This is a genomic window from Streptomyces sp. NPDC059008 (assembly GCF_042749045.1).
Classification (GTDB): Bacteria; Actinomycetota; Actinomycetes; order Streptomycetales; family Streptomycetaceae; genus Streptomyces.
This window is the reverse complement of the sequence record NZ_JBHYJC010000003.1, coordinates 360,356-384,651: the sequence shown is the minus strand read 5'-3', so window position 1 is coordinate 384,651 and position 24,296 is coordinate 360,356. Positions and strand designations below refer to the sequence as shown.

Genomic DNA, 24,296 nt, shown 5'->3' with positions numbered 1-24,296 from the left:
TCAGGCGCCAGAGCGCCTCCGTCAGGCGTGCGAGCACATCCGTCATCCGTCAGGTCTGAGGGAACATCCGTCAGTACAAACGCAGCCGCTGTCCGAGCCCGCGGCGCACGGCGACCTGGTGCACGGCGTCCAGCAGGGCAACATCCAGGATCGCCATGCCGAAGGGGTTGCTGATGACATGGCCGCCACGAGGCCGAACGGCCGGCACCTGGCCGGTCAGCACCTGGCCGAGTGTCCCGTTCACCACGCGCGCGGTGTTGTCCGCGCCGGTGGCGGCATGGCCGACTCCGGGCTCGATGCCGGGCGCGCCGACCAGCCCGTCCCGCAGCAGAGCCCCCAGGACGCGCCGGGGGTTGTCCGCCACCAGGGAGATGTCGTCCACGTAGAGGGCCTCGGCCGTCAGGAAGGCATCGGGCAGCAGGTCGGCGAGGGACACATGAGCGACGAAGGTGCCCGGTTCGAGCCACGCGGCGGGCAGATACCCGGCGTCCGCGGTCGTCGTGGTCACGATGACCGGTGCGGCTCCCACGGCCGCCCGCGCGCTCGGCGCGATGTGCGGCACCAACTGCGGGCAGTGCCGCGTGAGCCACTGCGCCAGGCGCTCGGCACGCGCGGGATCGGAGTCGTACAGGTGTACGGTCTTCGCCTGGGGGAAGGCGGTACCGAGCATCTCCAGGTGGAGGCGGGCCAGTGTGCCGCAGCCGATGACGCTGAGCGTGTCCCACTCCACCGGTCCGAGGTGGCGCAGGCTCACCATGGTGTACCCGGCGGTGCGCGCGGCGCTGAGCCAGCCGGCTTCGGCGAGCACGACAGGGCGGGCCGTCTCGTGGTCGAAGAGCAGACTGATGCCCGCCGCGCGCTCCCTGCCGAGTCCGGGATTGCTGGTGGCCGCGTTGATGAGCTTCACGCCGCGCACCGGAGGCTCGCCGTCCGCCTCCACCGCCCCCAGCATGGCCAGCGAACGGCAGTAGGCGCCCGCCTCGTTGGTCCAGGGCAGGTATCCTTCCGGCGGCATCCGGATGGCGCCCTCGGCGTGGTGCCGGAGGGCCCGGGCGATCGTGTCGCACACCTCCACGTCGCTCGCGCACGCCAGCATGGCCGCGCGGTCGAGAAAGAGCAGCTCTTCGGTCACGTGCCGCACTCCTTTGGCTCATGGGTCCGCACGGTGTCGCGTGCGCCGGTCGGCATGCGCGGGTCTTTCGACATGTGGTCGCTCACGGGCTCGGCTCGCCGAGGAGCGAACCGGCGGAGGCGGCCCTGGGCGGCCGTAGGAGTGGTGCGGAGACGACGTCCACCTCGTCGCCGGCGTCCCGGTCGCCGATTCCCTGGCTGCGCCGCCAGTCTCCGGAGTACACGGTCTCCTCGTAGCGGTCGGCGCCGTCCGGGCAGACGCACGCCGCCGCCGTTCGCCCGGGGTCGGTACGGAAGAGGCGCAGCGCCGCCGCGACGAGCGCCCCGGAACTCGCTCCGATACCAAGGCCCGTCTGCTCGCGCAGCCACAGGCAGGTCCGCACGGCCTCCTGTGGCGTGACATAGAGCGTCGGACGGTGCCCTTGAGGCAGGAAGGACGAGGTGCAGCTCGCTCCGATCCCGGAGAGCACTCGCCTGCCCGGGACACCGCCGAGGGCGGCCGACCCGTTGACATCGACGCCGATCAGTTCCCAGTCGGGCTCGGCCCCTGAGACGTAGCTGCGGAACCCGGCGAGCGTGCCGCCCGTGGAGACCGCGACGAGGACGCTCATGGGGGCACCCGCGGTCTGACGGTGCAGTTCGGGTGCCGTCCAGCGGGCATGGGCGGCTGGATTGGCGGGGTTCGTGTACTGGTCGGTCCAGACGAGCCGGGGGTCGTGGCGCAGTCGGTCCCGTATGTACTTCAGGCGGTTGAGCAGGTACCCGCCGGCGTGGTCGGGGGTATCCACGCTCACCACCCGGGCCCCCAGGGCCCGGATCTCACGGACCAGCGAGCCGCTGACGCGTGGGTCCACCACCGCCGTGAAGGGAACCCGGCGCGACGCCGCGATGGCGGCCAGGGCCAGACCGAGGTTGCCGGAGGTCGACTCGATGACCCCGGCATGCGCATCGATACGCAGGGCGACGTCCTGCCACAGCGCCAGAGCGGTACGGCCCTTGATCGACCCGTACGGGTTGTACGCCTCGAGCTTCAGCCACAGGGTCCGCGGCACGCCGTCGATCCGGAGCCGGACGGGAACAACGGGGGTGGGTGCCCAGTCGACGGCGGCACACTTTGGACGCCGCGGGTCCTTTAAAGCGCTCTCCTCGTGCCGGCCGGACGTGGACATGGCCGCTCCTTGCTGCCGTTCGCGGTCTGGGGCGAATCGAATGCCGGTGGCACCCGAACGCGCTCAGGCTCGAGCATCTCAGCGCGCCGCCACGCGGTCATCAGCGTGAATTCGCCTTGCTGGACCAGCTGGTGATGACCGGAAATCATGGTCCCGCGGCCCCTGGCCCCTCCCCTGCCCTTGACGAAAGCAGAATGAGCCGGACGCACACCGAAACGGCGAATTTCTCACCATGAACGCATTACTCGCCGAGGCCAAACTCCCTGCACCGCGAGGGAAACGGGTACCCACTGATGCCGGCCGGCCGAAGCCGGGCCGATCTTGCCCGCGATTTCACGCCAATGGGGCCTGGCTGACCACATGTTGCTTCTTCAGCCCCACTGACCCCGTCCGTCAGGCTGCCGACCGAACCGGCCGTGCCGCAGAACATGCCCTGCGGATCACCTCTGAGCAGTACGACCGCGCCGGACGCCGCCTTCTCCTCTACGACTGTTCGGCCCGACTCGGCCCTTCCGCCGTGTCGGTCGAGCGGTGCGAGAAATTTCCGGCACACGGCCGCCGTCTTCCGTTCCGCCAATTCCGTCTGATGTCATTCGACGGGGGTTTTCCTCTCGGGTCCGGCCTGTTCGCGGTTTAGCATGAGGAGCTCGGTCCTGACACTCTCCATAGCTAGGTCCTGACACGTCTCCATAGCTCGGTCCTGACACATCTCCATAGGAGGTCTGGTGGGCGTCCCGCTGTCGAACGACGCGACACACCTCACCGCAGAGTCGGCCACTGATGAACGCCAAGGGCGCGGCGCCGGAGCGCCCCACGCACCATCACCCGAACCGGACGCCCCCACGCTGCGGGTGTCCGCCTATCACCATCTCCGCCCGGCGGACCGGGTTCCGCCGGGACGGCCCCACGTGTTCTTCGATCCGGTGGACACCGAGATCGGTGTGTGGGCGACCACCGACCTCATCCGCCCCGGCTGCACCGTCCTCGACCTCGGCTCGGGCAGCGGCGCGGCGGCCGCGGCGATGGCCAGGGCAGGCGCCCGCCAGGTGCACGGCGTCGACATCTCCGACGACAGCCTGACGTGGGCGAACGAGCACCACGCCGGGGCGGACGGCGACAACCGTGTGTCCTTCGGCCGCGCCGACTACACCGCGCTCTCATCCGCCGAACTCCTCAAGACCTGCCCGTTCTCCGCACCGCCGAGCGTGATCACCAGCAATCCGCCCTACGTACCGCTGCCCTCCCATGAGGAAGCGAGCAGAACGACCATCGACGGGGGAAGCGACGGGCTTCAACTCGTCAGGTACGTGGTCGGGCACGCGGCGGCCCTGCGGTCCGACCTCGCGATCACCATCGGCAGCTACACATCGCCGCGCCGTGCGGCGGCCCTGCTGCACGACCACGGCTACCGGCTCTCCGCCCTCACGCTCGGCGCGCTGCGCCTGGGTGACCACACCCGCGACAACATCGCCAGAGTCCGCGAGTTGGAGGCCGATGGCGAGGGTCCCCTGTTGAGACTCGACGACGGCACCCCCTACTACCTCGTCCTCGGGCTGTCCTGCCGCCGTCAGGACCGCGCACCGGCCGCCGCGGCGCTCCCACCGGACGACCTGCTGCCGCTGCTTCAGACGGCCTGCCGCTCGCGGACACCGATGCTGGAAGCGCTGGACACCGACCCGCTCCGGGGGCGCGTTCCCGTGCGGATCGTGAACCTGCCCGACGACCCCCGGCGCCGCCATGTCTGATCCGGCGCCACAGGGCGCCACGGGCTCGTGGACCCCGAGCCGACCGCTGTCGGTGGGGGTCGAGGAAGAGTTCTTCGTGGCGGACGCGAGGACTCACGAGCTGTGCGACATCACGCCCCTGCTCGACTCGATGGCGGGGAACCGCAGCCGGCACGGCACCGAGCACTACGGTACGGAGCTGCGATCCTGCATAATCGAAAGTCGCACCGCGATCTGCTGGAGCCTGTCCGGGCTCCGGGCCGATCTGCAGACCAGGCGCGACGCCCTGGTGCGGGCCGCCACGGAGGCAGGGTGCGCGATCGTCGCCGCCGGCACCTACCCGTCCGGTGACTGGCGGCAGGTGGGTTTCACGCCCCAACCCCGGTTCGACCACATCGCCGGCACCTACGCACGGCTCGCTGCCGAGCATCTGGTCTGTGCCTGCCAGGTCCATGTCGGTGTGGAGGATCGCGACACCGCTGTGGCCGTGATCAACCGGGTGCGCCCATGGCTTCCCGCGCTGTTGGCGCTGGCAGCGAGTTCACCGTTCTGGACAGCCGAGGACACCGGCTACGCGAGCTACCGAACCATACTCTGGGCGCGCTGGCCGATGGCGGGCATCCCGCCGACCCTGTCCTCCTACGCCGACCACCGCGCCCGGGTGCGCCGGTTCATCGACATGGGCATCAGCGCCGACGCCGGTCAGCTCTTCTGGGACGTCCGACCGGGCACCCGTTACGACACCGTGGAGTTCCGCATAGCCGACGCCTGCACCACGGTCGACGAAGCCGTTCTCCAGGCCGGGCTGTCCCGGGCCCTGGTCCACCGCTGCCTGACCGAGATCGCACGCGGCGAACCGGCTCCGCCGGCGGACCCCGAACTGCTGGTGATCGCCAAGTGGCGCGCGGCCAGGTTCGGGCTCAGCGGAGAACTGGTCGACCCCTTGGCGGCCGAACTCGTCCCGGCCGCCGTGCTCGTGGACCGGTTCCTCGACCACGTGCGAGTCCCGCTCACGGACGCCGGCGACTGGGCCGAGACCACCGGCCTGGTGAGCCGAGCGCTCCGCCGGGGCAACTCCGCCGACCGCCAACGTCGCGCCCTCACCCGCAGCCGCCGCGTCGCCGACGTGGTCGAGCTGCTGATCACCGAGACCATGGCCACCGAGTCCCGCTGAGGGATCACGAGCAAGGAGGAAACGCCATGCCGAACCTGCCCGAATGTGTGATCACCGCCTACCCGGACGGGCCGCTCCTGGTACGCGGTGCACACCGCATCGTCGACGTCGACGGCAACGAGATCGAGGTCACCCAGCCGATAGTCGCACTGTGCCGCTGCGGACACTCCGGCCAGAAGCCGTGGTGCGACAGCACACACAAGCTGACCCGCTTCCGTGACCCGGCCCACCGCCGCCGACGCGACGCGGACTAGAAGGCGTCCGAACTCCCCTCGAGCACCCCTTGAGCGCCCCACCGTTGTGGCCGTACTGCGGCCACGGCACCACTCAGGAGCACCCGGTCGAGGAGTTTGAAGGGTCGGCGCTTGCTGCCCTTCTTGCCGCGATCGGCCGGGTTCGGCCCGGTCAGCGATCCCCCCGTTTGGCGCGAACGCAGGCCGCGTCGACAATCACCGAGGTCCAGTCCACCTCGCCCCGGGCCCCGAGTTCGTCCAGCACCGCCCGGTGCAGTCGACGCCACAGGCCGGCCCCGGTCCCTACCGTGAAGCGGCGATGCGCGGTGGCGGGCGACGTGCCGAACGTCGGCGGCAGATGCCGCCAGGCACAGCCGCTGGTCAGCGCGTACACCACTGCCGTGAACACGGTCCGCGCGTCACACGGAGCGGTCCCATGGTGGCCACCTTGCGGACGATCAGCGAACAACGGCAGCAACGGGGCGGCCGGCTCCCGGAGTTCATCAGGGACCAGACGCTTCGATAATCAGCACCCACACCCACGACCGGCATCATGCCGCCCGAACATCACGTCACGTGAGACAGCCTCTAAGCCTTGATTGGTGCGGCCGACCTAGCGGCCTGCTCGATCTTCGCGCAGTAGGCCGCACGGGCTTGCTCGTCGATCTGCTTCTCGTGTTCGGCACGCAACCCGGTCCGGCCGTCGAGGCCCTCGCGCAGGATATCGGCGTGCCCGGCATGCCGGATGGACTCGCCGAGGACATGGACCATGACGGCGAACAGGTTCGTGTTGGGAGAAGGCTCCGGCCACCACGGCACGTGGCCGGGGGCGTCGAGGGGAAGCTCGTTGATCGTCGCGTCCGAATGTTCCCACGTGCGCCGGTAGAACCCGATGATCTGATCACGGGTCTCGTCCTCGGTCGCCCACAGATCGCTGCCGTCGGAGTCCTGCCACCGGGGCAGCGGTTCCGGGGAAGGGCGGTCGAAGACCTCGCCGAAGTACCTGGCCTCGACGGTGGCCACGTGTTTGACCAGGCCGAGGAGGTTCGTCCCGGTCGCCGTCAAAGGTCTGCGGGCGTCGTATTCGGACAAGCCGTCGAGTTTCCAGAGCAGCGCCTTGCGGTCCCGCCGCAGTCTCCCGTGCAGGTTGTCTTTCGCGAAGTCATCGATCATGCGGCATGAGCCTGCCATGGGCTGCTCGTGGTCTCAAGATCACACACGTGGTCCGCAACGACTGGCAGAGCCGAGGGCCTAGCCATTGACCGCCGCCCTGACTGCCTTGAGCCCAGATCATTGTTCTGGGCACGGAGCGAGGAAATCTGAGTGACGCGGAGCGGGAACGGCTGCGGCCGCTCGACTGCCGGTGAGCAACAGGCGTTGCGGTCGGTGGACGTTCACCGGATCACCGGATCACCGGATCACCGGATCACCGGCAGGTGATCGACCGGACAAGTCCTAGAAGGTGCCCGGGGGTCTCCTAGCGACCACCGGACACCGCTGACCCGCTCGACCCGCTCAACCCGATCGACCCGATCGACCCGATCGACCTACTCAACCCGCTCAACCCACTGAGGACGTCCCGGCCGCACGGCCGGGCGTCCGCAGGGAGGGATCGCCCTCCGCCCAGCGGTTGAGCAGGTACTCGGCGGACATACCGTCGAGGCCGGTCCATGCCGACGCGCCGAAGAGCACCTCCGTCGCAAGGGAGGAGTCCTGCTCCAGCACGGCGCCGACCAGGTCGTGCAGAGCGATCATGTCGTGCACAGAGTCGGCGATCACGTGCTCGTCGAAGAAGCCGGTGGCCTGCCGGCCGAGGCCGAGCCTGCGCATTCCCTCCGCGACCTGCTTGTTCGCCAGCGCCGAGGTCATCTCCGCGACCGCGAGATGACCCGCCAGGGCTCCGCGCAGCCGCCGGTGCAGCCCGAACATCGACATAATGTTGACCGTCGCCAGGATCGGGCCGGGGACGAGGTCCAGATAGGCGCCGTAGCGGCCGTCCAGCCCCAACGCGTCCATGGTGTTCCGGTAGAGCACCGCATGTATGCGCTCGGCCCGTCCGCTGCCGAACTCGTCGAACTCGATCTCCAGCAGGGCCGTTTTGGCCTTGCCCGTCATACGGGGAATGCCCCAGGCGTGCGGATCGGCCTCCTTGAGCTGATATGCGGAGCGCAGAATGACGTAGTCGCGCATCTCCGCCAGGCCGGCGTCGTCGCGAAGGTAGCGCGACAGCGGCGGCCCGGACTGGTTGGCGATCGCCGTCAGGGCAGCCACGACGTCCGGCTTGTCCAGCGCTTCGGAACCGCCGAACCGCTCCCGGAGCGCGGCCTCGAACCTCTCCTCCAGCCGTCCGCGAAGCCGCATCAGCGCGGGGTGCCACTCCCAACGGTCGTCCACTCCGAAAAACCCGCGGTAGTGCAGCTCGTAACACGTATAGAGGGCGAGATGCAGATCGTCGTCGACCAGCGCGTCGCCCTCGACGGCCTCGGCGCAGGCGAAATCTCCTGGACGGCCCGTCAGCGCGTGAAACAAGTCCTCCGTGACCGGCCCCCGAGGCTCCGGCAGCACCGCGATCTCGTGCTCCGACGGTCCGACAGAAGCAGACGACACATCAACCTCCCCATACGGCACCCGGTGCGCCCACACGAGCTCAAAGCGCCCACCGACAGTAGAGCGGAGTTCCCACGTCGATCAACACCGCGCAGAGGCCCCGTCGGAGCGTTCCAGCGGTGCCTGTGTGTCTCCCGCGCTGTCACACAGGTCTCACCGACCGCGCGAACTCCCTCGGACTTACGAGGCCCTGACCAGGTATGACGTTCCGGCACCGGCCAGCCGGCGGACTTGTCCGCACCAGCTCGACCGACGTCGTCCGCCGGCCTGTGGAACGAGACCACACGACGCGCTCCTGGCGAGAGGTCTCAGCCACACGGGGCTGAAATACAAGTGTCGAGGCCACTTCGCCGGTTCCTACCGTGACCGTGGATCACGACCTCCGCCAGTCGAAGGAGAACAGGAGAGGAACGTGAAACGCTCGACAGCAGCGGCGGGCACGACGACAACCCTCGCCTTCTCTGTTGCCGGTTCTCTGTTGCCGACGTCGCGCAGTTCGCACCCAGCGCCTCGGCCGCCTCACCCACGTGGAGTCCACCGCGACCGCCCAGTTCAGATCCTCGTCAGCGTCGGCCTGGGGCATCAGCGCAGTGAATACCCGCTCCCAGGTGCCGTCAAAAGCCCACATCCGCAGCCCGTTGCACACGCCTCTCCAGTTGCCGTACTTCTCCGGCAGGTGGACCCATGGACCCACTGCGATCCGGTCTGGATCTTCCAGGCGGGCGCATCGATCACCTCACGATGGTCCCGCCACCGGCCGCCCCGCTTCGACGTCCGGTCCCGGAGCAACGGCTCGATCCGCATCCACTGGTGCGTCAGTCAACGGCACACCCGAACCGACGATCACGTGATCCAAACGAAACCGCCTAGGGGCTCTACCACGCCGACCCGTCCACTCCCCCACCGCGACGACATCGCCAGCCAACGTAACGCTCCTCGGAGGCTCGCCGTGATCGCCGTCATTGCGACATCCAGTGGCGCGACCCCGCTGTCCGATCAACACCGGTCGACGGCTCGACGGCCCGCCGTGCCACCTACGCTCGTGTGCGCTGCCGTCCACGCTGACGAGGAGGACCCGTATGACCGAGCCCGACCCGGTGATGGCCGAGATCGGCCGTGGTATCGACCTGAGCCACAGCGGCGAACGGGAAGCGGCCCACCGCGTGTTCGCCGGCCTCTGGGACGCGATCGGCGCCACCGGCGACGCCTTCCATCGCTGCGTGCTCGCCCACTCGATGGCCGATGTCCAGGACGATCCGCGCGAGGAACTGGTCTGGGACTTGCGGGCGTTGGAGGCGGCGGACCTGATATCGGACGAGCGGGCGCGGCAGGGGGGTGTCGGCGGCACAGTCGCGATCTTCTATCCGTCTCTGCACCTCAACCTCGGGGACGTCTACCGACGGGTCGGCGATCTCGACCGTGCCCGCGATCACCTCGCGCGCGGGCGTGCTGCGGTCGGTGAACTCGGTGACGACGAATACGGGCAGCTGATCAGAGAAGAGTTGGACCGGCTCGCGCACCTGCTGTCGACTGCCTGAGGAGCGGGACACTCCCAGAGGCACGCGCGCATCCATGATGACGCTGACGTAGGAGCGCATCGAGCTCCGGAAAACCGCTGCATCGCCGCGCCCGATGAGATCGCCCGCACCGGCAACAGGGCCTCGACCGAGCGCACGGCCTACGCTCCCGTGATCGACGACACCGCATATCCAGTAACGGGGGTCTTGGTGCGGGCGTGAACAGCGACAACGGCCTTGCATCGTGGGAACGGATGTCTGGCTACGTCTTCCGGCCATATCACGGCCACGAAGACCACGGCGCCATGGCCACTGTGCGGCTGGGCTGTGCACAGCGGGACCGGATCGACGCCCGCTCGGTTGTGGAAGGTGGGGTTGCGATGCCTTCGCGAGCACGGTGCCGAGACCGCCCGGTTGGACACCGGGACCGCAAATCCGCTCCGGCCCTACGACCTCTACGGCCCCTACGGCCCCTACGACCTCTACGACCTCTACGAGAGCGTGGGGTTCCGGCGCCAGAACGAGCACGTCCGCTACCGCAACCGATCGCCGCCCGATCCGACAGAGGTGCCTCCGCGCCTTGGCGGTGCGGCTTCGCGAACACCGAGCCCGGATTGATCGATCGGACGGCGTAGTAGCGGGAGAACTCCTTGAGGGGCCGTCATGCCCACGGACGAAGCTGTTACGAACATTTCTCTGAGGTGCGCCGAACTCGCCTCGGCGAGAACGAGTTCTGCGAACGGATGCGGCACTCGCGATCTCCGCACGAATCCGGCACTCGCGATCTCCGCACGGCTCTTCTTCATCTCGCTCGGGCAAGGGACCGTCTATGAGAGACGACTACGGTTTTCCTTCGGTGTCCGCGACGAATGCCAATCGGTCGGCAAGTCGGCGGCACGCATGGGCGAGTTCGGGCGGGTGGAGGTCGGTGAGTTCGGTATCGAAGGTGGCGAGGATTCCGGCGATGCCGGCCCAGGACCAGGCGCCGAGGGTGAGGCGGCAGTGCTCGCTGTCGAGGTGTTCCACGACCGAACCGCTTGGTGCCCAGCGGGCGACGATGCCGGCCGGCAAGTTGAGTCGGGCTTTGCCGGTGCACTGCCAGGCGGCGGGGGTGTCGCCGCGGTCGTGACTGCTCATGACGAAGTGGGCGAGGTCGTCGTAGGGAGGCTGGCGCGGACTGAAGCGGTGGGTCGTGGGACGAGGACGGAGCCGGTCGACACGGTGCACTCGCCACTGGTGGTCTCCGAGGTCGTAGGCGACCAGGTACCACCGCCCGGCCCAGACGACCAGATGGTGGGGCTCGATGCGGCGGGCGGGCAGGAAGTCGTCGTCGCCGGTTTCGGGGCGTGAGCCGTCGGCGCGGAGCATTTCGGTGACGAGTACGTGGCGGTGGCGTACCGCGGCCCCCACTGCGGTGAGCGCGGCCGAGTCGATGGGGGGTGCCGAGAACTCCCAGTAGTTCTGCAACCTGGTGAGGCGCAGGGATTTCATCGATTCCCGCAGCGCAGAGGGCATGGCCTGTTCCAGGGTGACCAGTGCCCGCGCCGCGTCGTCTCTCAGGCCGAACACCGTGCTGGGCGCGGTTTGTAGGGCCACCGCGACCGCAAGGGCCTGATCGTGGTCGAACATCAGCGGAGGGAGGGTGTGCCCTGCGCCGAGCTGGTAACCGCCATCGGGCCCGTGGACGGTGGTGATCGGGTATCCGAGCTGGCGCAGGGTCTCGATGTCGCGGCGGACGGTACGTTCACTGGCCCCGAGCGCGGTGGCGAGCTCGCGCAATGGCCACAGGCGACGCGATCCGAACAGGGACAGCAGCCGCAATGCCCGTCGTGAGGTGCTCGCCATCGTCCCATCATGCCCGGTAGTGGCCACTCGGTGTCCACTACCGGTGTCACTGTTCAGTGCCCGTGCAGGCGAACAGCGGTGGAAAGGGACGGACGGATATGCGTGTTGTCGTGGTCGGTGGCGGGATCGGTGGACTCGCACTGGGGGCGGGGTTGCGCCGCAGGGGGCTCGAGGTGGCGGTGTTCGACCGCGACACCGACGTGGCGGCGACAGGCGGTTACCACATCACCCTGGACGAGCGGGCCCAGTCGGCGCTGCGGCAGCTGGTGGCGCCGGAGATCATGCAGCGGCTGCTGGCGTCGGCCTCGGCGCTGCGGCTGCGCGACCGCGACGCGTTCTGGGACCGTCGCGGCCGACTGCTCGGCCACGGTCCGGACCTCAGCGGCGATTCCGGCATCGATATCGATCGCATCACTCTGCGCATGCTGCTGGCCGAGGAGGTCGGCGATGCCCTGCATCTGGGACGGACGGTGGCCGACGTCGGCCAGGGCGACGACGGCGCACCCCGAGTGCTGTTCACCGACGCCGCACCTGTCTCGGCGGATCTGGTGGTGGGCGCGGACGGCACCCACTCCCTGGTCGCCCGGCACCTGGCGGGAGGCCGGACCAACAGCCCGGCGGGCCTCATCGGGTTCTCCGGCCGTACCCTCCGCACCGACCTGAGTCCCGGTGAACAGCGACGGCTCGGACCACGATCAGGGCTGGCGATCGGCCCACGGGGTGCGGCGCTGTACGTCGGCTTCCTTGACCCGGTCGGCAACACCATGCTCGACGCCCCCGAGCTGCGGATGTCCGTCACCACCGGTCCCACCTACATCTGGGGCGCCATGTTCCCCGAATCCCCCGCGACCGGCTCCCTACGGGCATTGCGCGACGGCGAGTTGCAGGCCGCGCTGTTGAGGCGGTTCAGCGAGCAGGGCTGGGCCGAGCACACGCTTGAAGTCATCGCCCGCGCCGACCCGCACAGCGTGGCCGCGTACCGCTTCAACGCCGCCTCGACCCGCGCCACCGAGCTCGCGCCATGGCCTGCTGGCCGCATCACCGCGCTTGGCGACGCCGTCCACGCGACACCACCCACCGCAGGAATGGGGGCCGGCGCGGCGATCCGCGATGCCGCCGCCCTGCTTCAGCACCTGGGCGACGTCAATGACGGCGATACGACGACGACCGAGGCCGTGAACCGATTCGAGGCGGGCATGCGCCAGCGCGGCAGCGAGGTCCTCACCCTTGCCATGAGAACGGTCCGCTTGATCCTGGCCACCGACACCACACTCGGCGCCGCCGCCACCGCAGTGACCACCCCGATCCTGGCCGCTGCCGCCCGGCTGCGTCATTGACGATCAATGTCGGAGTAAGTCGCGCGGCTCAGTCCTCGCGGCCGCGGTCATCGTCCGTGCTCTCGCCGACGAGCCCCCCCTTGTCCGCCGCCCGCACCGCGTACCCGCCTGGCCACCACCCAGGGCACCACCGGCACCCGCCGCGTCCCCGCCGCGGGTTGTTGCCTTCGCGCTGGAGAAGCACGTCGCCGACCTAGCCAAGCGTCGCACCAAGCCGCCGGCCAGCGACACGGTCCAGTCGATGTCGTGGGCGGCGTCCGCGTGATGGCCTCGAGGGTGCGGCCGGCTTCGAGAGCCTGACATAGGTCGGGGCGAGTACCTTCGGCGCTGAGTCGCTTCTTCCCAACCCCCCAACTCGCTCCACGTACGGGTTACTTGGGGAATCGGCCCACTAAGTGGGGGTACGTCTGCCGGCAACAGCAAACACACTGAGGGGACATGGAATGCGCTTTCGCATCCTCGCTGTAGCTGCCCTGACCGGCGCCGCGGTGTTCGCGGCGCCCGGGATCGCCGCGGCCGACACTAATGGCAGCGCGGGCACTCATGGCGACATGAGCCCGCAGGGCTCACTGGTCACAGACTCGCTCAACAAACTCTGTCTTGGCATCCCGATCAAGGCGAACATTCAGCAACTCATCGGGCTCGTCAACATCGTCGCGATCCAGGACATCCCCATCCTGTCCGCGCCGCAGAATCAGCAGTGCACCGACAACTCGTCACAGGCCACGGGTGACGAGCCGATTTCTCACATCCTCGACGACATCCCGGTGTTGAGCAGCAACGGCGTCAGCAACGAATAGCTGTCCGGCTCGCGGGTGCCCCTGCGCTGCGATGTGTGTCGACGCCCCCGTCGGCCAGGAACAGGAAGCTGGCGGGGCGTTGCGCTGCGTTGTTACGCGCGCGGATGGGGCGACCAACCGCGCGCAATGCGCCGTCAACCTCGTCGTGCTGGTCGTCCACCCTGGTTGCAGGGCGATCACCTTCACCAGCTGACCAGTTGACTAGTTGGCCAGCTTTCAGATGACGTGTCCCGACTGTGGGGCGTTGGCCGCTCCCCACCCAGGGCGTTCTGCCCCCGGACCGACGCAGCATGTCGCGAACCCGTACGCATCGCAGTGCGAGCCGACTCCACATACGGCAGCCAGGGCCACAGCCGCTGCACGGCTGGCCCCGATCGTCGCTGGCCGTAGGCCCCGCCCGCGCTAGTGGGTCTTGAGGTCCCCGATCCGCGCCACCGTCGTTCCCCTCTTCGGGCATACCCACACCGCCGCGTCCGTGCGGACAGTCGCCGTCAGCGGATGCGTTTCCGGGTGTGTCGGGCACTGTGGCCAGACCGCCGATGCGCCTTCGGACCACAGTGCCTCCACCGCCCAGTCCTGGACCTGATCTGCCAGGTGCACGAGCAGCTCTGCGGCGGTGCCATCCGGATGTGGGGTCAGGCCCTGGCCTGAACCGTCCGGGGCCCAGAGTGTGATCCCGAACCGGTCGTCCGAACGTATGTCTGGCTGCACCGCGCACTGTGCCTGGAGGTCCCGCAGGACTGTCTCCAGAGCTTCGGCGAATTCCATCTCGTCCACAGGGGCTCCTGATCACATCGCAGAGAACTGCCTCACAGTCTCCACTGCCCCTGAGCTTGCGACCGATCTTTTCCGGCCCAGGCCCCCGTTTCAGCAGCCGCCTCCATCTCGGCGCCGTTGGCCGGCTGTCCGGCAATTGATGCCCAGCCACACGGCAGGGCAGGGAGGTCCTGTGCGCTGCAGGGGGCCTCCCTGCCCTGCCGACCCCAGCCATCGTGTACGTCGACCGGACCACCACCGCCGGCTCGCTCGCGACTACGAGACTCACCCCCGCCGCTCCGAAGCCATAATCCATATTGCGATGGTCGACCTCATAAGCCGCAGACTCACCCGTGAATCCACCCCCAACTGCCGCGACACCTGATCGTCGGCCGTCAGTCAGACCTCGCAGGGCCAGACAGTGACGTGGTCCCGTGCTACACAGACCTCAACCCACGCCCCATCGACACCTTCCGGCAGCGGTGGGTCGGCAAGGCCAAACAGGATCAGCGCGCCGCCCAGTTCCAGGACAGCCCCTCCGTCTTCGGCGAGGCTCAGCTGTCCACGAAAGACGATGCGGTCGCCATCTTCCCGCAGCTCAGAGGTGCCAGAGGCACTTGGCCAGGTGTTCGCCTCCCAGGCGATGCCCTCATCTACGGTCCACTCGACGTAGTGCTCTCGCCCCACTGCCTCAAGGGCCCTCTGCCAGAGCACCACGGCGGAGCCCACTGCCGATGGCGCGGGTGTGGGCGGGGTGGGCGAGTGGGCGAGTAGGCGTCTGCCGTCTCGATGGACTCGGTCTGGAAGCCGTCGGGCAACGCCTTGAGCCGGATCAGGCGGTGATCGAGTGTCGGGGCGGCGAGCCGCGTTCACCGTTCACCGTTCACCGATGAACGGCCAGGACTGCGGCGAGGCCCTCCTGCAGGTCCTTGACGAAATACTCGGGAACCTCCAGCGACGGGAAATGTCCCCCGCTTTCGGGCGAACTCCATCGGACGATCTGTCGGTACCGCTCCTGTGCCCAGGGGCGCGGACACTTCTCGACGTCGCGGGGGTACATGGTGATTGCTGACGGGACGTCGACGCGAAGTTCGGGATCGAGCGAGTTGTGGCTTTCGTAGTAAATGCGGGCCGATGATGCGCCGGTCCGCGTCAGCCAGTACAGGGTGACGTCGTCAAGAATCCTGTCTCTGGAAATCGTCTCGAACGGGCTGTCCTCGGTGTCTGACCACTCGGCGAACTTGTCAAGGATCCAGGCAAGGAGCCCGACTGGTGAGTCGACGAGCGAGTAGCCGATGGTCTGCGGTCGGGTCGCCTGCTGTTTGGCGTACGCCGCGCGGTGGCGCCAGAAATCGCGGGTCTCCTCGGTCCACTTGCGCTCGACCGCCGTCAGCCCGTCCGTTGTCACCCCGGGTGGTGCCTCCGCGAACGTCGTGTGGATGCCGAGAACGTGCGCCGGGAACCTGCCGCCGAGAACCGTGGTGATATTGCCTCCCCAGTCGCCGCCGTGGGCTGCGAACTTGCGGTAGCCGAGCATTCCCATCAGTTCCACCCATGCGGCCGCGATCTTTTCGGTTCCCCACCCGGTGGTGGCCGGTTTGTCGCTGTAACCAAAGCCTGGAAGCGACGGGAGCACGACATGGAACGCCGGCGCGTCTGCATCTTTCGGATCTGCAAGCTCGTCCACTACATCGATGAACCGAACAACGCTGTCCGGCCAGCCGTGCGTCAAGAGCAGCGGAGTGGCATCCGCGCGTGCCGATCGGCGGTGCAGGAAGTGGATTCCCAGGTCATCAATGGTCGTGCGGAACTGGCCGATCTGGTTGAGGCGCTCTTCGAACGACCGCCAGTTGTATCCGGTGCGCCAGTAGTTCACGACATCGACGAGGTCGGCGAGAGGAACGCCCTGTTCCCATCGGCGAGGGTCAGGCGCGGCGCGATGGACCGTCTCAGCCTCCGGCAGTCGCGCCGCGGCCAGTCGCGCGCGCAGATCGTCGAGTTCGGCGTCAGTTGCGTGGGCTTCAAATGCTTGCACGTCGCTGGTTGGACGGGGCATGAGGCCTCCAAGCCATCGTGGAACCGGCTACGACCGATCAAGAACCGGCTAAGACGGTTCTAGCAGCCCTCCGAGCCACGCCGCAACCGGCTAAGGTGGTTCCATGCGTACTGCGTTCCCCGACTTCCGCCTCGGTAAGGTGCTGGCGACCAGCTTCACGGGGACCCTGTCGGAGCGTCATGGCGACGCTGTGGAGCGCATTCCCACGCCGCACCGACTCGTCGACTGGCTGGCGGTGAACGGCCTCGCCGTGGACTCCTGCACCACTGCCCAGCTCGACCGCGCTCGGGAACTGAGGGAGTCGATTCACGCCGCCGCGACAGCGGCCGCGATCCAGGATGCTCTCCCCGCGTCTGCTGTCCAAGTCCTCAATGACTGCAGCATTCAGGGTCGGGCCGCGGCGATTCTGACGCCCGAGGGTAAGCGGCGATGGCGGCTCAGCTCGGCTTCCTGCATGGAAGATGCCCTGAGCGTGATCGCCGCCGACGCGATCAGCATCATCGCAGGCGAACGAGACGGAAAATTGGCCTTGTGTGCATCACCAACCTGCCAAGCCGCCTTCTTCGACACCAGCCAAAGTCGCACCCGCAGATGGTGCGACATGAACACGTGCGGGAATCGTCAGAAGAAGGCGCGCTTCCATGCCAATAAGCGCAAAGCCCCCAGATCAGTGGAGTGATCGGTACCTCGGTACAGGGCAAATGGGCCCCGCGCCTGCGACACATCTGTCGCGTGGGGTGCACCCCAACGGCACCGCTAAGGGCCATCCGTCGCCTTCGATCGACGTCCTCAATCGCGGACGACGGCACCGGCGACGGATGGCGCCGGTGCCCTCTTCTCTGCGTAGATCTGCGTAGATCTACATGTATCTACGTGGGTCTAGGTAGATCTACGTAAGGAGTTCGATCGAAAGCTCTCGCCGCCCGAGCTCACGTGTCGGGGTGTCGTCAAGGCTCCGCGTCAGGGGGCGAGGACGCAGAACTCGTGGCCTTCCGGGTCGGTCAGGCACGTCCAGGGGGCGTCGCCCTGCCCGAGGTCGAGGTCGGTGGCGCCGAGGGCCCGCAGCCGGGCCACCTCCGCTGCTTTGTCGTCACCGGGGTACGGCATCAGGTCGACGTGAACGCGGTCCGGCACCGTCTTCGCGCCGGGCGTGCGGAGGAACTCCAGGTACGGGCCGACACCCTTGGCGGAGCGCAGCACCGCCTGTTCGTCGGTCACTTCGTGCAGGGTCCAGTCCGTCGCCTCGCCCCAGAACCGGGCCATGGCGCGCGGATCCGCGCAGTCGACCACCACTGCGGCGATCGGCCCGGTGTCCCGGTAGATCTCCCGCGGCTCCAGCACGCAGAACTCGTTGCCCTCCGGGTCGGCAAGGACCGTCCACGGCACGTCGCCCTGGCCCACGTCGACGGGCTTGGCGCCGAGTGCCTGGAGCCGCGCGATCAGCTCCGCTTGATGGGCCGCGGAGGTGGTGGCGAGATCGATGTGTGCACGGTTCTTCGCCGCCGGCTTGGGTTCCGGGACGGTGACGATGTCGATGCAGACGGCCGCCGCGTCCGGCCAGACGAAACCGTCGCCGGGCTCGACGTTGGTCACGCCGGGTGCCTCGCTGGAGATGCCCCAGCCGAGCGCCTCCGCCCAGAACCGGCCGACCGCCGCGTCGTCGAGCGCCTTGATGTTCACGTTCACAGGTCGCAGTGCCATGTCGGCCACCCTATGCACTCTGCAACGACATCCTCAGGTACGGTCGCCGAACAGAGATCAACTCGCTCACCAGCCGCGATGCTCAGCGCGCCGATGAGAGCGTTCAGGCAAGCCCTCGCCGGCCGGCGATATTCTGCGGCTGCTGCTCGGTGGGGCCCAGCGGCCTGGGCGGCGAGGAGAGGCGTAGGCCCCTGTCGACCGAGCCGGGCCGGGTGCCGTCAGCCCGCGGCCTGCCTGCTGCAGAACACCTTCTTGAGGAGCTTGTCCAGCGCCTTCGGGAACACTTGCGCTTGGTCGATGGCGGCGTCCCCCATGGTGATCGAGGCGGTCATGGTCGTCCTGCCGTCGGGCGTGCTGTACATCAGCGCCCCGTAGCCGTTGTTGCTGCCGTCGTGGTTGAGGAGGGTGCCGACGCAGTTCGGGCCGGTTTCCTGCACGTACACCCCGAGGCCGTAGCGGCCGAAGAGGCCGTCGCTCTTGGGGTGCGGCTTGCGCATCTCGGCCAGCAACTTGGCCGGGATGAGCCGGCCGCTGTTCAGCGCGGAGAAGAACGTGTGGAGATCCTCGGTGGTCGAGATCATCTCGCCGGCGCTGGAGATCCAGGAGGGGTTCTGGCGGGTGACGTCGACGACCTTCCACTGGCCGGCGTCCTCGTATCGGTGGTAGCCGTGGGCGTGCGGCCCGGGGATGTTCGTCCGGGTGCCCGGCACCGTGGTGTCGCGCAGGCGGAGCGGCCTCAGGATGCGCCGCTTCATCTCCTCGTCGTAGGGGTGGCCGGTGACCTTCTCGATCAGCAGCCTGGCCAGCACGTAGTTGGTGTTGGAGTAGCTCCATCTCGTTCCCGGCTCAAACTTCGCCGGCTTGGACAACGCCAGCCGGACCAACTCCTCGGGCTGGTAGGTGTGGAACCGCTTGTCCACCCACTCCTTGCCCTGCCAGGGGATCCCCGGTACGTACGTCCCGTCGTCGTAGACCTCGCCGCCGGCGAAGTTGAACAACCCGCTGGTGTGCTGCAACAGCATGCGCACCGTGATCCGCCGGTCCAGCTCGAACTCGGGCAGGTAGTCGGCCACCGGCCCGTCCAGCCTGACCTTGCCGTCGGCCACCAGTTGCAGCATCAGGGTCGCGACGAAGTTCTTGGTGGTGCTGCCGATCCGGAAGCGGCCGTTCGTCGGCGGCTTGCCGCTGTGGCCCAGCTTGCGCACCCCGGCGCTGCCGACCCACTCGCCCCGCTGGTCATTCACGCGCATCTGCATCCCGGCGTAACCGGCGTCGACGAGCTCCTGGATGGCCTTCTGCAGCTCCGGGCGCTCCTGCCCGGCAGCGGCCTTCGGCACGGCCCCGCTGTCGGTGGTCGCCACCGCAGGTGTGGCCACCGCAGGTGTGGCCACCGCAGGTGTGGCCACCGCGGCCAGCAGCGTGACCGCCAGCGCCGTGGCCCCCACTCGCCGGAAGGCCCGCGGCATCCGGGCCGTGTTGATCTCGGTCCCTCTGGTTGTTTCTGGAACCTCCCGTTCGACGCCGTCGAGCACGGGCTTGTCATGGAACGCCTTGCGCAGCCTCGAGGCCGCGATCACTGGACTGATCATGCGGACCACGATCACCCACTGCCCTGACACCGAGCAGTCACGGCACTGACACCGGGCCTGACAGCGCCCTGACAGCGCCCTGACACGATGACACCTCAGGGCTTCGGCGGCTTGGCCGTCTCCCGCCGTGGCATGCGGCACCGTTCGACCGGGGTACGCTGCCGCTCGCCGAGAACCGCTCCGAGGAGGAGCGGCAAGGGGGAGCGATCGTGCGCAGAGCTGCGGGAATCAGGCACGGGGGCATGGTGGCCGTCGCCGTGGTGGCCATGGTGCTCACGGCTGCGGGGTGCGGCACGGACTCCGATCCGGCCGGCTCGCGGAGTACGGGCTCCGCCGACACGGCGGGCTCCGGTGGCAGGGACGCCGCGCCGAAGACCCCTGCGGTCTCTCTCACTTGGGAGTTCGAGCACATCGCGGACTTCAGCGGGGAGTTCGTCGATGTCGCCGCCCTGGCCGAGGACGACATCTGGGCGGTCGGGACCGAGAAGAACGGCGATACCCACGCCTACCTGCTGCACTACGACGGTACGCAGTGGAAGCGCGAGCCCCTTCCCGGGGCTCTGGGCACCAGCGTCTACCCGCCCTTGCTCGAAGAGGTCGGTCAGGAAGCGCTGTGGCTGCGGGCGCAGACCTCCGAAGACGGCACCGCCGGGAACCGCTGGGCGAGGTGGGACGGCGCCCGCTGGTCCGCGGTGCCGAGCCCTCCGCCAGGCAGTTCCGGGGACTTCGAGGCCTCGGGCCCGGACGACATCTGGGTCCTCGACGGCGAGCAGTCCGCCCAGCACTGGGACGGCACCCGCTGGACCAGGAGCCGCCTGCCGTACCACTCCTCCGACCTCGCCGTGGTCGGACCGGACGACGTCTGGGCGGTCGGCAGCCGCTCGACCGGGCCGGGGACCGAGCTGAGCTACGGCGAGCGGTACAGCCAGCCCGCCTCGATGCACTGGGACGGTACGTCCTGGAAGTCGGTGGATACTCCACAGGCCCGCTTCGAGGACCCGATCCCTCCGGAGCCCAGCGCCGGTCTTGGCCAGGTCTTCGCGCTCGACGGCGGTGACGTGCGCGCGTACGGCAACAACGGCTTCAATCACGGCGAGGTCGAGAACGAACCCGCTGACGAGTTCATCCGGCTGCGCTGGGACGGCTCGAAGTGGGTCGAGCAGGATCCTGCGCCCGGCGGGTGCGCACTGCGGACCCCGGTGGGTCAGGACGACGAGGGCCTGTTCCTCGACGGCAACTGGTACCTGACCGACGGCGGCCGGTGTGTGAAGATCAAGCGCCATCGCCTGCCCCTGTCGACCGGTGCCCGCAAGGGGTCGAACCAGTCGCTGTGGCTGAAGGAGATCCACCGGGTGCCCGGCACCGACGAGTGGCTGGGCGCCGGACACGTCCAGGTCAACCAGTCCGGCGATCCCTTCGGCGCCCCCGTCGTCGTGCGCCTGAAGCGCGGCGGGTGACTCGTGACTCCCGTCCCCCGGAACGACGGGCACCCCCTGGAGACATCGGCATCGGTTCACCCGTGCGACCGCACGGCGCAGCGGAAACGGCAGCGGTAGCGGCAGCGCCCGGCAGGGGCCGTTCCGCCGACAACATGCGGATGCACACCGGGAGATGAGCAGCAGACTCCCCCTGCTATGGTGCGCCGATGTCAACGATCAAGCAGTTCCAGGTCACCTTCGACTGCGCGGAACCTGCGCGCCTCGCCGGCTTTTGGTGCGAGGTGTTGGGGTACGTCGTACCGCCGGTCCCGGAGGGGTTTGCCAGCTGGGTGGACTACCACCGCTCGCTGCCGCCGGAGGATCAGGTCGTCTACTTCGCGTGCAGTGATCCCTCGGGTGTGGGTCCGCGCCTGCTCTTCCAGCGCGTTCCCGAAGGGAAGATCGTCAAGAACCGGGTGCATCTCGACGTACGGGCCGGCACCGGACTCGTGGGGGAAGAGCGCCTCGCCACGCTGGAGGCCGAATGCGCACGACTGGTCGCGCTCGGTGCGGTCCACGTGCGAACGCTGGTTGCCGATGAGGAGAACGAGTCGTGCATCCATATGCAGGACATCGAGGGCAACGAGTTCTGTCTCGACTGAAGCGTCCTCCGAAAGACGATGCCGGTAGGTGTACCGCGATGTGGACGCGCTGGTGGAGGCGCCAGGTGCGTGGTCCGGTGGGTCACGTCATGGGCGACGATCCGCGTGGTTCAGCGGGGCGTCGCCCATGACGTACTGACGCGTCACACCCCCGCGCTCGCGTAACCGTTGATCACCGTGGGTAGTTGACGGGGCATGCACGATGTACGCACAGTAAGGGCGCCCTCCATGCTGCGGCTCGCGACCGCCTCGCTCGCCGGGACGGCCATCGAGTTCTACGACTTCTTCGTCTACGGGACCGCTGCGGCGCTGGTCCTGGGGCCGTTGTTCTTTCCCACGTTCTCGTCGGTCGCCGGGACGCTCGCCGCCTTCGGAACCTTCGGCGTGGGCTTCGTCGCCCGGCCGCTCGGCTCGGTGCTGTTCGGACACATCGGGGACCGGCACGGCAGACGCCCGGTTCTCATCGCGTCCTTGCTCCTCACCGGCGCCTCCACGGTCGCGGTCGGCTTCGTGCCGACGTACGACACGATCGGGGTGACCGCTCCCGTGCTGCTGCTCGTCCTGCGGTTTCTGCAGGGGCTCGGGCTCGGCGGGGAGTGGGGCGGGGCCGTGCTGCTGACCGCGGAGCACGCGCCCGCCGAACGGCGCGCGCTGTGGACGAGCGTTCCGCAGGTCGGGCCGTCGCTGGGGTTCCTGCTCGCCAACGGAGTGATGCTGGCGCTGTCGGCGACGCTGTCCGACGCGCAGTTCGCGTCCTGGGGGTGGCGCGTGCCCTTCTGGGCGGCCGGGCTGCTGGCCGTGGCGGGGCTGTGGCTGCGGTCGTCGCTCGCCGAGAGTCCGCGTTTCCGCGAGATCGAGGACCATGTGCGCGTGCCGCTCGCCACAGTCGTGCGCGACCACTGGCGGCTCGTCCTGCTGACCGCCGGTGCGCTCGCGGTGGGTTACGCGATCTTCTACGCCGTGACGACCTGGTCTCTCGCCTACGGGACGGAACGACTGGGCGTGAGCCGTACCGCCATGCTGACCTGCATCATGGCCGCGGTGGTGGTGAAGGGCTCGTTGACACCGCTGGCGGCGCTGCTGGGCGACCGCTTCGGCCGGCGGCCCCTGTGCCTGGCCGGATGCGCGGCCTCCGCCCTGTGGATGTTCCCGATGGTCGCGCTGCTCGCCACGGGGGCACCGCTGTTGATGTTCCTCGGCTTCCTGGGGGCGATGCTGGCGTTCATCACGATGTTCGCGGTGATCGCCGCGTATCTGCCGGAGCTGTACGAGCCGCGGGTGCGCTGCACGGGGGCCGCGGTCGGCTACAACCTCGGTGGGGTCCTCGGCGGGGCGCTGACGCCGATCGTGGCGACGGCGCTCGCCGAGCGGGGCGGCCCGGTGCCCTGGGGCGTGGCCGCGTATCTGACGGGGATCGCTCTGCTCAGTCTGGGCTGCTTCGCGCTGCTGCCGGAGACCCACCCGGTGCGTGTGCTGGCGACGGAGCCCGCTGCGGGGTGACCGATCAGGCCTGTCCCCGTCACGCGGGACCCGTCGGACAGGCCCTGGAGGTCGTCTGCGCCGAGGTGCCTTGGGATTTCTCCGCTCGCGCATACGCCCGACGTTCGCGGGCACCCGCCCTTCCATCGACACCGAACGGCCAACGGCCGTTCGACAACACCAACTTCGGCAGACGACCTCTACGAGGCACGACGGGCGGGATCATGACGACCGAGGAAAGCACCGTGGAAAGGGTGGAAGCGGGCGCGGCGGGTGAGGAAGGGCTCGCGCCGACCGCGTCGGAAGCGGCGAGCGGCAGGCCGGACCGGATCGCCGCCCCCGCGGCCATGCGCCTCGCCGCGGCGCAGCTTGCCGAGATGCTCGACTGCGCACCCGGCTCGGTGTCCGCGCTGAAGGCCGCCGGTGAGGGCTGGCTGGCGGACGTGGAAGTGGTGGAGCTCGAAAGGGTGCCGGACACCACGAGCGTGATGGCGTCCTACCGCGTCCGCCTCGACGAGCAGGGCTATCTCATGGAGTACGAGCGCACGCGCCGCTACGGGCGGGGCCGGGTCGACCGTTAGGCCCCGCGCCCCGCAGCGCGCATTCCCCCAGGTCCATGGCCCGCTCCAGTCAACTGGAAGGGACACACAAGACCGTGACTGCCATTCAGCAACAGACCCAGGCACCACCGGTCGGCGGCAGCGGCTCGGGCACTCTCTACGACGTCCTGGAGCTCATTCTCGACCGCGGGCTGGTCATCGATGCCTTTGTACGGGTCTCCCTCGTCGGCATCGAAATACTCAAGATCGACATACGTGTCGTGGTCGCGAGCGTGGACACCTATCTGCGTTTCGCGGAGGCGTGCAACCGGCTGGATCTCGAATCCGGCCGCAAGGCACCGGAACAGCTCACCGATCTCGTCGGCGAGGCGACCGAGAGCGGCGCCAAGGGAAAGTCGAAGGGCGCGCTGGCGGGCGCCGTCGAGGCGGTCGGCGAATCCCTCCGCAAGGGCCACGGCGAATCCGAGGAGACCGCAAGGCGCCCGGCGCCCAAATCGTCGACCGCCGACCGCCGCACCGCACGCCGGGAGGGGTGAGC

General features: G+C 68.6%; 24 protein-coding genes and 1 pseudogene. 13 read left to right on the top strand and 12 right to left on the bottom strand.

Features of this window, described 5'->3' with window-relative positions:
- Positions 1–70 precede the first annotated feature (70 nt).
- Complete coding sequence (locus ACFWZH_RS07100) at positions 71–1,132, bottom strand: ornithine cyclodeaminase (protein ID WP_384426532.1); 1,062 nt, start codon at positions 1,130–1,132, stop codon at positions 71–73.
- 82 nt (positions 1,133–1,214) lie between these two features.
- Complete coding sequence (locus tag ACFWZH_RS07095) at positions 1,215–2,300, bottom strand: pyridoxal-phosphate dependent enzyme (protein ID WP_384426530.1); 1,086 nt, start codon at positions 2,298–2,300, stop codon at positions 1,215–1,217.
- A gap of 908 nt (positions 2,301–3,208) precedes the next feature.
- On the opposite strand from ACFWZH_RS07095, the gene ACFWZH_RS07090 reads away from it, so the two are divergent.
- The 3 genes from ACFWZH_RS07090 to ACFWZH_RS07080 are packed head-to-tail and all read left to right on the top strand — an operon-like array spanning position 3,209 to position 5,452.
- Complete coding sequence (locus ACFWZH_RS07090) at positions 3,209–4,045, top strand: methyltransferase domain-containing protein (RefSeq protein ID WP_384426528.1); 837 nt, start codon at positions 3,209–3,211, stop codon at positions 4,043–4,045.
- Positions 4,038–5,198 carry a glutamate--cysteine ligase gene (locus ACFWZH_RS07085; protein ID WP_384426526.1) on the top strand — a complete coding sequence of 387 codons (1,161 nt, stop codon included), beginning with the start codon at positions 4,038–4,040 and terminating at the stop codon, positions 5,196–5,198. The genes ACFWZH_RS07090 and ACFWZH_RS07085 overlap by 8 nt, the downstream gene beginning before the upstream one ends.
- Before the next feature lie 26 nt (positions 5,199–5,224).
- Positions 5,225–5,452 carry a CDGSH iron-sulfur domain-containing protein gene (locus tag ACFWZH_RS07080; protein WP_384426524.1) on the top strand — a complete coding sequence of 76 codons (228 nt, stop codon included), beginning with the start codon at positions 5,225–5,227 and terminating at the stop codon, positions 5,450–5,452.
- 151 nt (positions 5,453–5,603) lie between these two features.
- Here ACFWZH_RS07080 and ACFWZH_RS07075 read toward each other — a convergent pair whose 3' ends face one another.
- The 4 genes from ACFWZH_RS07075 to ACFWZH_RS07060 form a co-directional block, all read right to left on the bottom strand.
- Positions 5,604–5,945: a transposase gene (locus ACFWZH_RS07075; protein WP_384426797.1), complete on the bottom strand. Its 342-nt coding sequence runs from the start codon at positions 5,943–5,945 to the stop codon at positions 5,604–5,606.
- 74 nt (positions 5,946–6,019) lie between these two features.
- A complete protein-coding gene (locus tag ACFWZH_RS07070; RefSeq protein WP_384426523.1) occupies positions 6,020–6,604 on the bottom strand; it encodes a DinB family protein in 585 nt (194 codons plus the stop codon).
- 387 nt (positions 6,605–6,991) lie between these two features.
- A complete protein-coding gene (locus ACFWZH_RS07065; RefSeq protein WP_384426521.1) occupies positions 6,992–8,038 on the bottom strand; it encodes an iron-containing redox enzyme family protein in 1,047 nt (348 codons plus the stop codon).
- Between the two features lie 582 nt (positions 8,039–8,620).
- Positions 8,621–8,842, bottom strand: a complete 222-nt coding sequence (locus ACFWZH_RS07060; protein ID WP_384426519.1) for a hypothetical protein — start codon at positions 8,840–8,842, stop codon at positions 8,621–8,623.
- A 275-nt stretch (positions 8,843–9,117) separates the two neighbouring features.
- Here ACFWZH_RS07060 and ACFWZH_RS07055 point away from each other — a divergent pair, with 275 nt between their 5' ends.
- Positions 9,118–9,576, top strand: coding sequence for a hypothetical protein (locus tag ACFWZH_RS07055; RefSeq protein WP_384426517.1), 459 nt, complete (start codon positions 9,118–9,120; stop codon positions 9,574–9,576).
- A gap of 819 nt (positions 9,577–10,395) precedes the next feature.
- Here the strand turns inward: ACFWZH_RS07055 and ACFWZH_RS07050 are convergent.
- Entirely contained in the window at positions 10,396–11,400 is a 1,005-nt protein-coding gene (locus ACFWZH_RS07050; RefSeq protein WP_384426515.1) for a helix-turn-helix transcriptional regulator, read from the bottom strand.
- A gap of 98 nt (positions 11,401–11,498) precedes the next feature.
- Between ACFWZH_RS07050 and ACFWZH_RS07045 the strand changes: the two genes are divergently transcribed.
- On the top strand, positions 11,499–12,737 hold the full coding sequence (locus ACFWZH_RS07045) for an FAD-dependent oxidoreductase (protein WP_384426514.1): 1,239 nt from the start codon (positions 11,499–11,501) through the stop codon (positions 12,735–12,737).
- Between the two features lie 443 nt (positions 12,738–13,180).
- On the top strand, positions 13,181–13,537 hold the full coding sequence (locus ACFWZH_RS07040) for a rodlin (protein ID WP_384426512.1): 357 nt from the start codon (positions 13,181–13,183) through the stop codon (positions 13,535–13,537).
- Between the two features lie 402 nt (positions 13,538–13,939).
- On the opposite strand, the gene ACFWZH_RS07035 is transcribed toward ACFWZH_RS07040, so the two are convergent.
- Positions 13,940–14,305: a hypothetical protein gene (locus ACFWZH_RS07035; RefSeq protein WP_384426795.1), complete on the bottom strand. Its 366-nt coding sequence runs from the start codon at positions 14,303–14,305 to the stop codon at positions 13,940–13,942.
- A 241-nt stretch (positions 14,306–14,546) separates the two neighbouring features.
- On the opposite strand from ACFWZH_RS07035, the pseudogene ACFWZH_RS07030 reads away from it, so the two are divergent.
- Positions 14,547–14,678 (top strand): annotated as a pseudogene (locus ACFWZH_RS07030) (IS5/IS1182 family transposase); the annotation flags it as partial.
- Positions 14,679–14,692: 14 nt separating this feature from the next.
- Here ACFWZH_RS07030 and ACFWZH_RS07025 read toward each other — a convergent pair.
- Both ACFWZH_RS07025 and ACFWZH_RS07020 read right to left on the bottom strand, forming a co-directional pair.
- Positions 14,693–15,010: a hypothetical protein gene (locus tag ACFWZH_RS07025; RefSeq protein ID WP_384426510.1), complete on the bottom strand. Its 318-nt coding sequence runs from the start codon at positions 15,008–15,010 to the stop codon at positions 14,693–14,695.
- A 166-nt stretch (positions 15,011–15,176) separates the two neighbouring features.
- On the bottom strand, positions 15,177–16,349 hold the full coding sequence (locus tag ACFWZH_RS07020; RefSeq protein ID WP_384426509.1) for an epoxide hydrolase family protein: 1,173 nt from the start codon (positions 16,347–16,349) through the stop codon (positions 15,177–15,179).
- Between the two features lie 103 nt (positions 16,350–16,452).
- Here ACFWZH_RS07020 and ACFWZH_RS07015 point away from each other — a divergent pair, with 103 nt between their 5' ends.
- Positions 16,453–17,028 (top strand): CGNR zinc finger domain-containing protein, encoded by a 576-nt coding sequence (locus tag ACFWZH_RS07015; protein WP_384426507.1) that lies wholly within the window; start codon positions 16,453–16,455, stop codon positions 17,026–17,028.
- Positions 17,029–17,309: 281 nt separating this feature from the next.
- On the opposite strand, the gene ACFWZH_RS07010 is transcribed toward ACFWZH_RS07015, so the two are convergent.
- Complete coding sequence (locus tag ACFWZH_RS07010) at positions 17,310–18,050, bottom strand: VOC family protein (RefSeq protein WP_384426505.1); 741 nt, start codon at positions 18,048–18,050, stop codon at positions 17,310–17,312.
- Positions 18,051–18,268: 218 nt separating this feature from the next.
- Positions 18,269–19,639, bottom strand: coding sequence for a serine hydrolase domain-containing protein (locus ACFWZH_RS07005; protein WP_384426504.1), 1,371 nt, complete (start codon positions 19,637–19,639; stop codon positions 18,269–18,271).
- A 242-nt stretch (positions 19,640–19,881) separates the two neighbouring features.
- On the opposite strand from ACFWZH_RS07005, the gene ACFWZH_RS07000 reads away from it, so the two are divergent.
- The 5 genes from ACFWZH_RS07000 to ACFWZH_RS06980 all read left to right on the top strand — a co-directional run bounded on the left by ACFWZH_RS07000 (position 19,882) and on the right by ACFWZH_RS06980 (position 24,294).
- A complete protein-coding gene (locus ACFWZH_RS07000; RefSeq protein WP_384426502.1) occupies positions 19,882–21,096 on the top strand; it encodes a hypothetical protein in 1,215 nt (404 codons plus the stop codon).
- Positions 21,097–21,284: 188 nt separating this feature from the next.
- Positions 21,285–21,719, top strand: coding sequence for a VOC family protein (locus ACFWZH_RS06995; protein WP_384426500.1), 435 nt, complete (start codon positions 21,285–21,287; stop codon positions 21,717–21,719).
- A 228-nt stretch (positions 21,720–21,947) separates the two neighbouring features.
- On the top strand, positions 21,948–23,219 hold the full coding sequence (locus ACFWZH_RS06990; protein ID WP_384426498.1) for an MFS transporter: 1,272 nt from the start codon (positions 21,948–21,950) through the stop codon (positions 23,217–23,219).
- Between the two features lie 203 nt (positions 23,220–23,422).
- On the top strand, positions 23,423–23,779 hold the full coding sequence (locus tag ACFWZH_RS06985) for a gas vesicle protein (RefSeq protein WP_384426496.1): 357 nt from the start codon (positions 23,423–23,425) through the stop codon (positions 23,777–23,779).
- Positions 23,780–23,853: 74 nt separating this feature from the next.
- Complete coding sequence (locus tag ACFWZH_RS06980; protein ID WP_384426495.1) at positions 23,854–24,294, top strand: gas vesicle structural protein GvpA; 441 nt, start codon at positions 23,854–23,856, stop codon at positions 24,292–24,294.
- The last annotated feature ends 2 nt before the right edge of the window (positions 24,295–24,296 follow it).

Bases quoted from the DNA above. Each gene is read 5' to 3' on its own strand.
- ACFWZH_RS07095 (WP_384426530.1), bottom strand. From the start codon at position 2,300: ATGTCCACGTCCGGCCGGCACGAGGAGAGCGCTTTAAAGGACCCGCGG.
- ACFWZH_RS07085 (WP_384426526.1), top strand. From the start codon at position 4,038: ATGTCTGATCCGGCGCCACAGGGCGCCACGGGCTCGTGGACCCCGAGC.
- ACFWZH_RS07080 (WP_384426524.1), top strand. From the start codon at position 5,225: ATGCCGAACCTGCCCGAATGTGTGATCACCGCCTACCCGGACGGGCCG.
- ACFWZH_RS07070 (WP_384426523.1), bottom strand. From the start codon at position 6,604: ATGATCGATGACTTCGCGAAAGACAACCTGCACGGGAGACTGCGGCGG.
- ACFWZH_RS07060 (WP_384426519.1), bottom strand. From the start codon at position 8,842: ATGCGGATCGAGCCGTTGCTCCGGGACCGGACGTCGAAGCGGGGCGGC.
- ACFWZH_RS07055 (WP_384426517.1), top strand. From the start codon at position 9,118: ATGACCGAGCCCGACCCGGTGATGGCCGAGATCGGCCGTGGTATCGAC.
- ACFWZH_RS07050 (WP_384426515.1), bottom strand. From the start codon at position 11,400: ATGGCGAGCACCTCACGACGGGCATTGCGGCTGCTGTCCCTGTTCGGA.
- ACFWZH_RS07045 (WP_384426514.1), top strand. From the start codon at position 11,499: ATGCGTGTTGTCGTGGTCGGTGGCGGGATCGGTGGACTCGCACTGGGG.
- ACFWZH_RS07040 (WP_384426512.1), top strand. From the start codon at position 13,181: ATGCGCTTTCGCATCCTCGCTGTAGCTGCCCTGACCGGCGCCGCGGTG.
- ACFWZH_RS07035 (WP_384426795.1), bottom strand. From the start codon at position 14,305: ATGGAATTCGCCGAAGCTCTGGAGACAGTCCTGCGGGACCTCCAGGCA.
- ACFWZH_RS07020 (WP_384426509.1), bottom strand. From the start codon at position 16,349: ATGCCCCGTCCAACCAGCGACGTGCAAGCATTTGAAGCCCACGCAACT.
- ACFWZH_RS07015 (WP_384426507.1), top strand. From the start codon at position 16,453: ATGCGTACTGCGTTCCCCGACTTCCGCCTCGGTAAGGTGCTGGCGACC.
- ACFWZH_RS07010 (WP_384426505.1), bottom strand. From the start codon at position 18,050: ATGGCACTGCGACCTGTGAACGTGAACATCAAGGCGCTCGACGACGCG.
- ACFWZH_RS07005 (WP_384426504.1), bottom strand. From the start codon at position 19,639: ATGATCAGTCCAGTGATCGCGGCCTCGAGGCTGCGCAAGGCGTTCCAT.
- ACFWZH_RS07000 (WP_384426502.1), top strand. From the start codon at position 19,882: ATGGTGGCCGTCGCCGTGGTGGCCATGGTGCTCACGGCTGCGGGGTGC.
- ACFWZH_RS06995 (WP_384426500.1), top strand. From the start codon at position 21,285: ATGTCAACGATCAAGCAGTTCCAGGTCACCTTCGACTGCGCGGAACCT.
- ACFWZH_RS06990 (WP_384426498.1), top strand. From the start codon at position 21,948: ATGCTGCGGCTCGCGACCGCCTCGCTCGCCGGGACGGCCATCGAGTTC.
- ACFWZH_RS06985 (WP_384426496.1), top strand. From the start codon at position 23,423: ATGACGACCGAGGAAAGCACCGTGGAAAGGGTGGAAGCGGGCGCGGCG.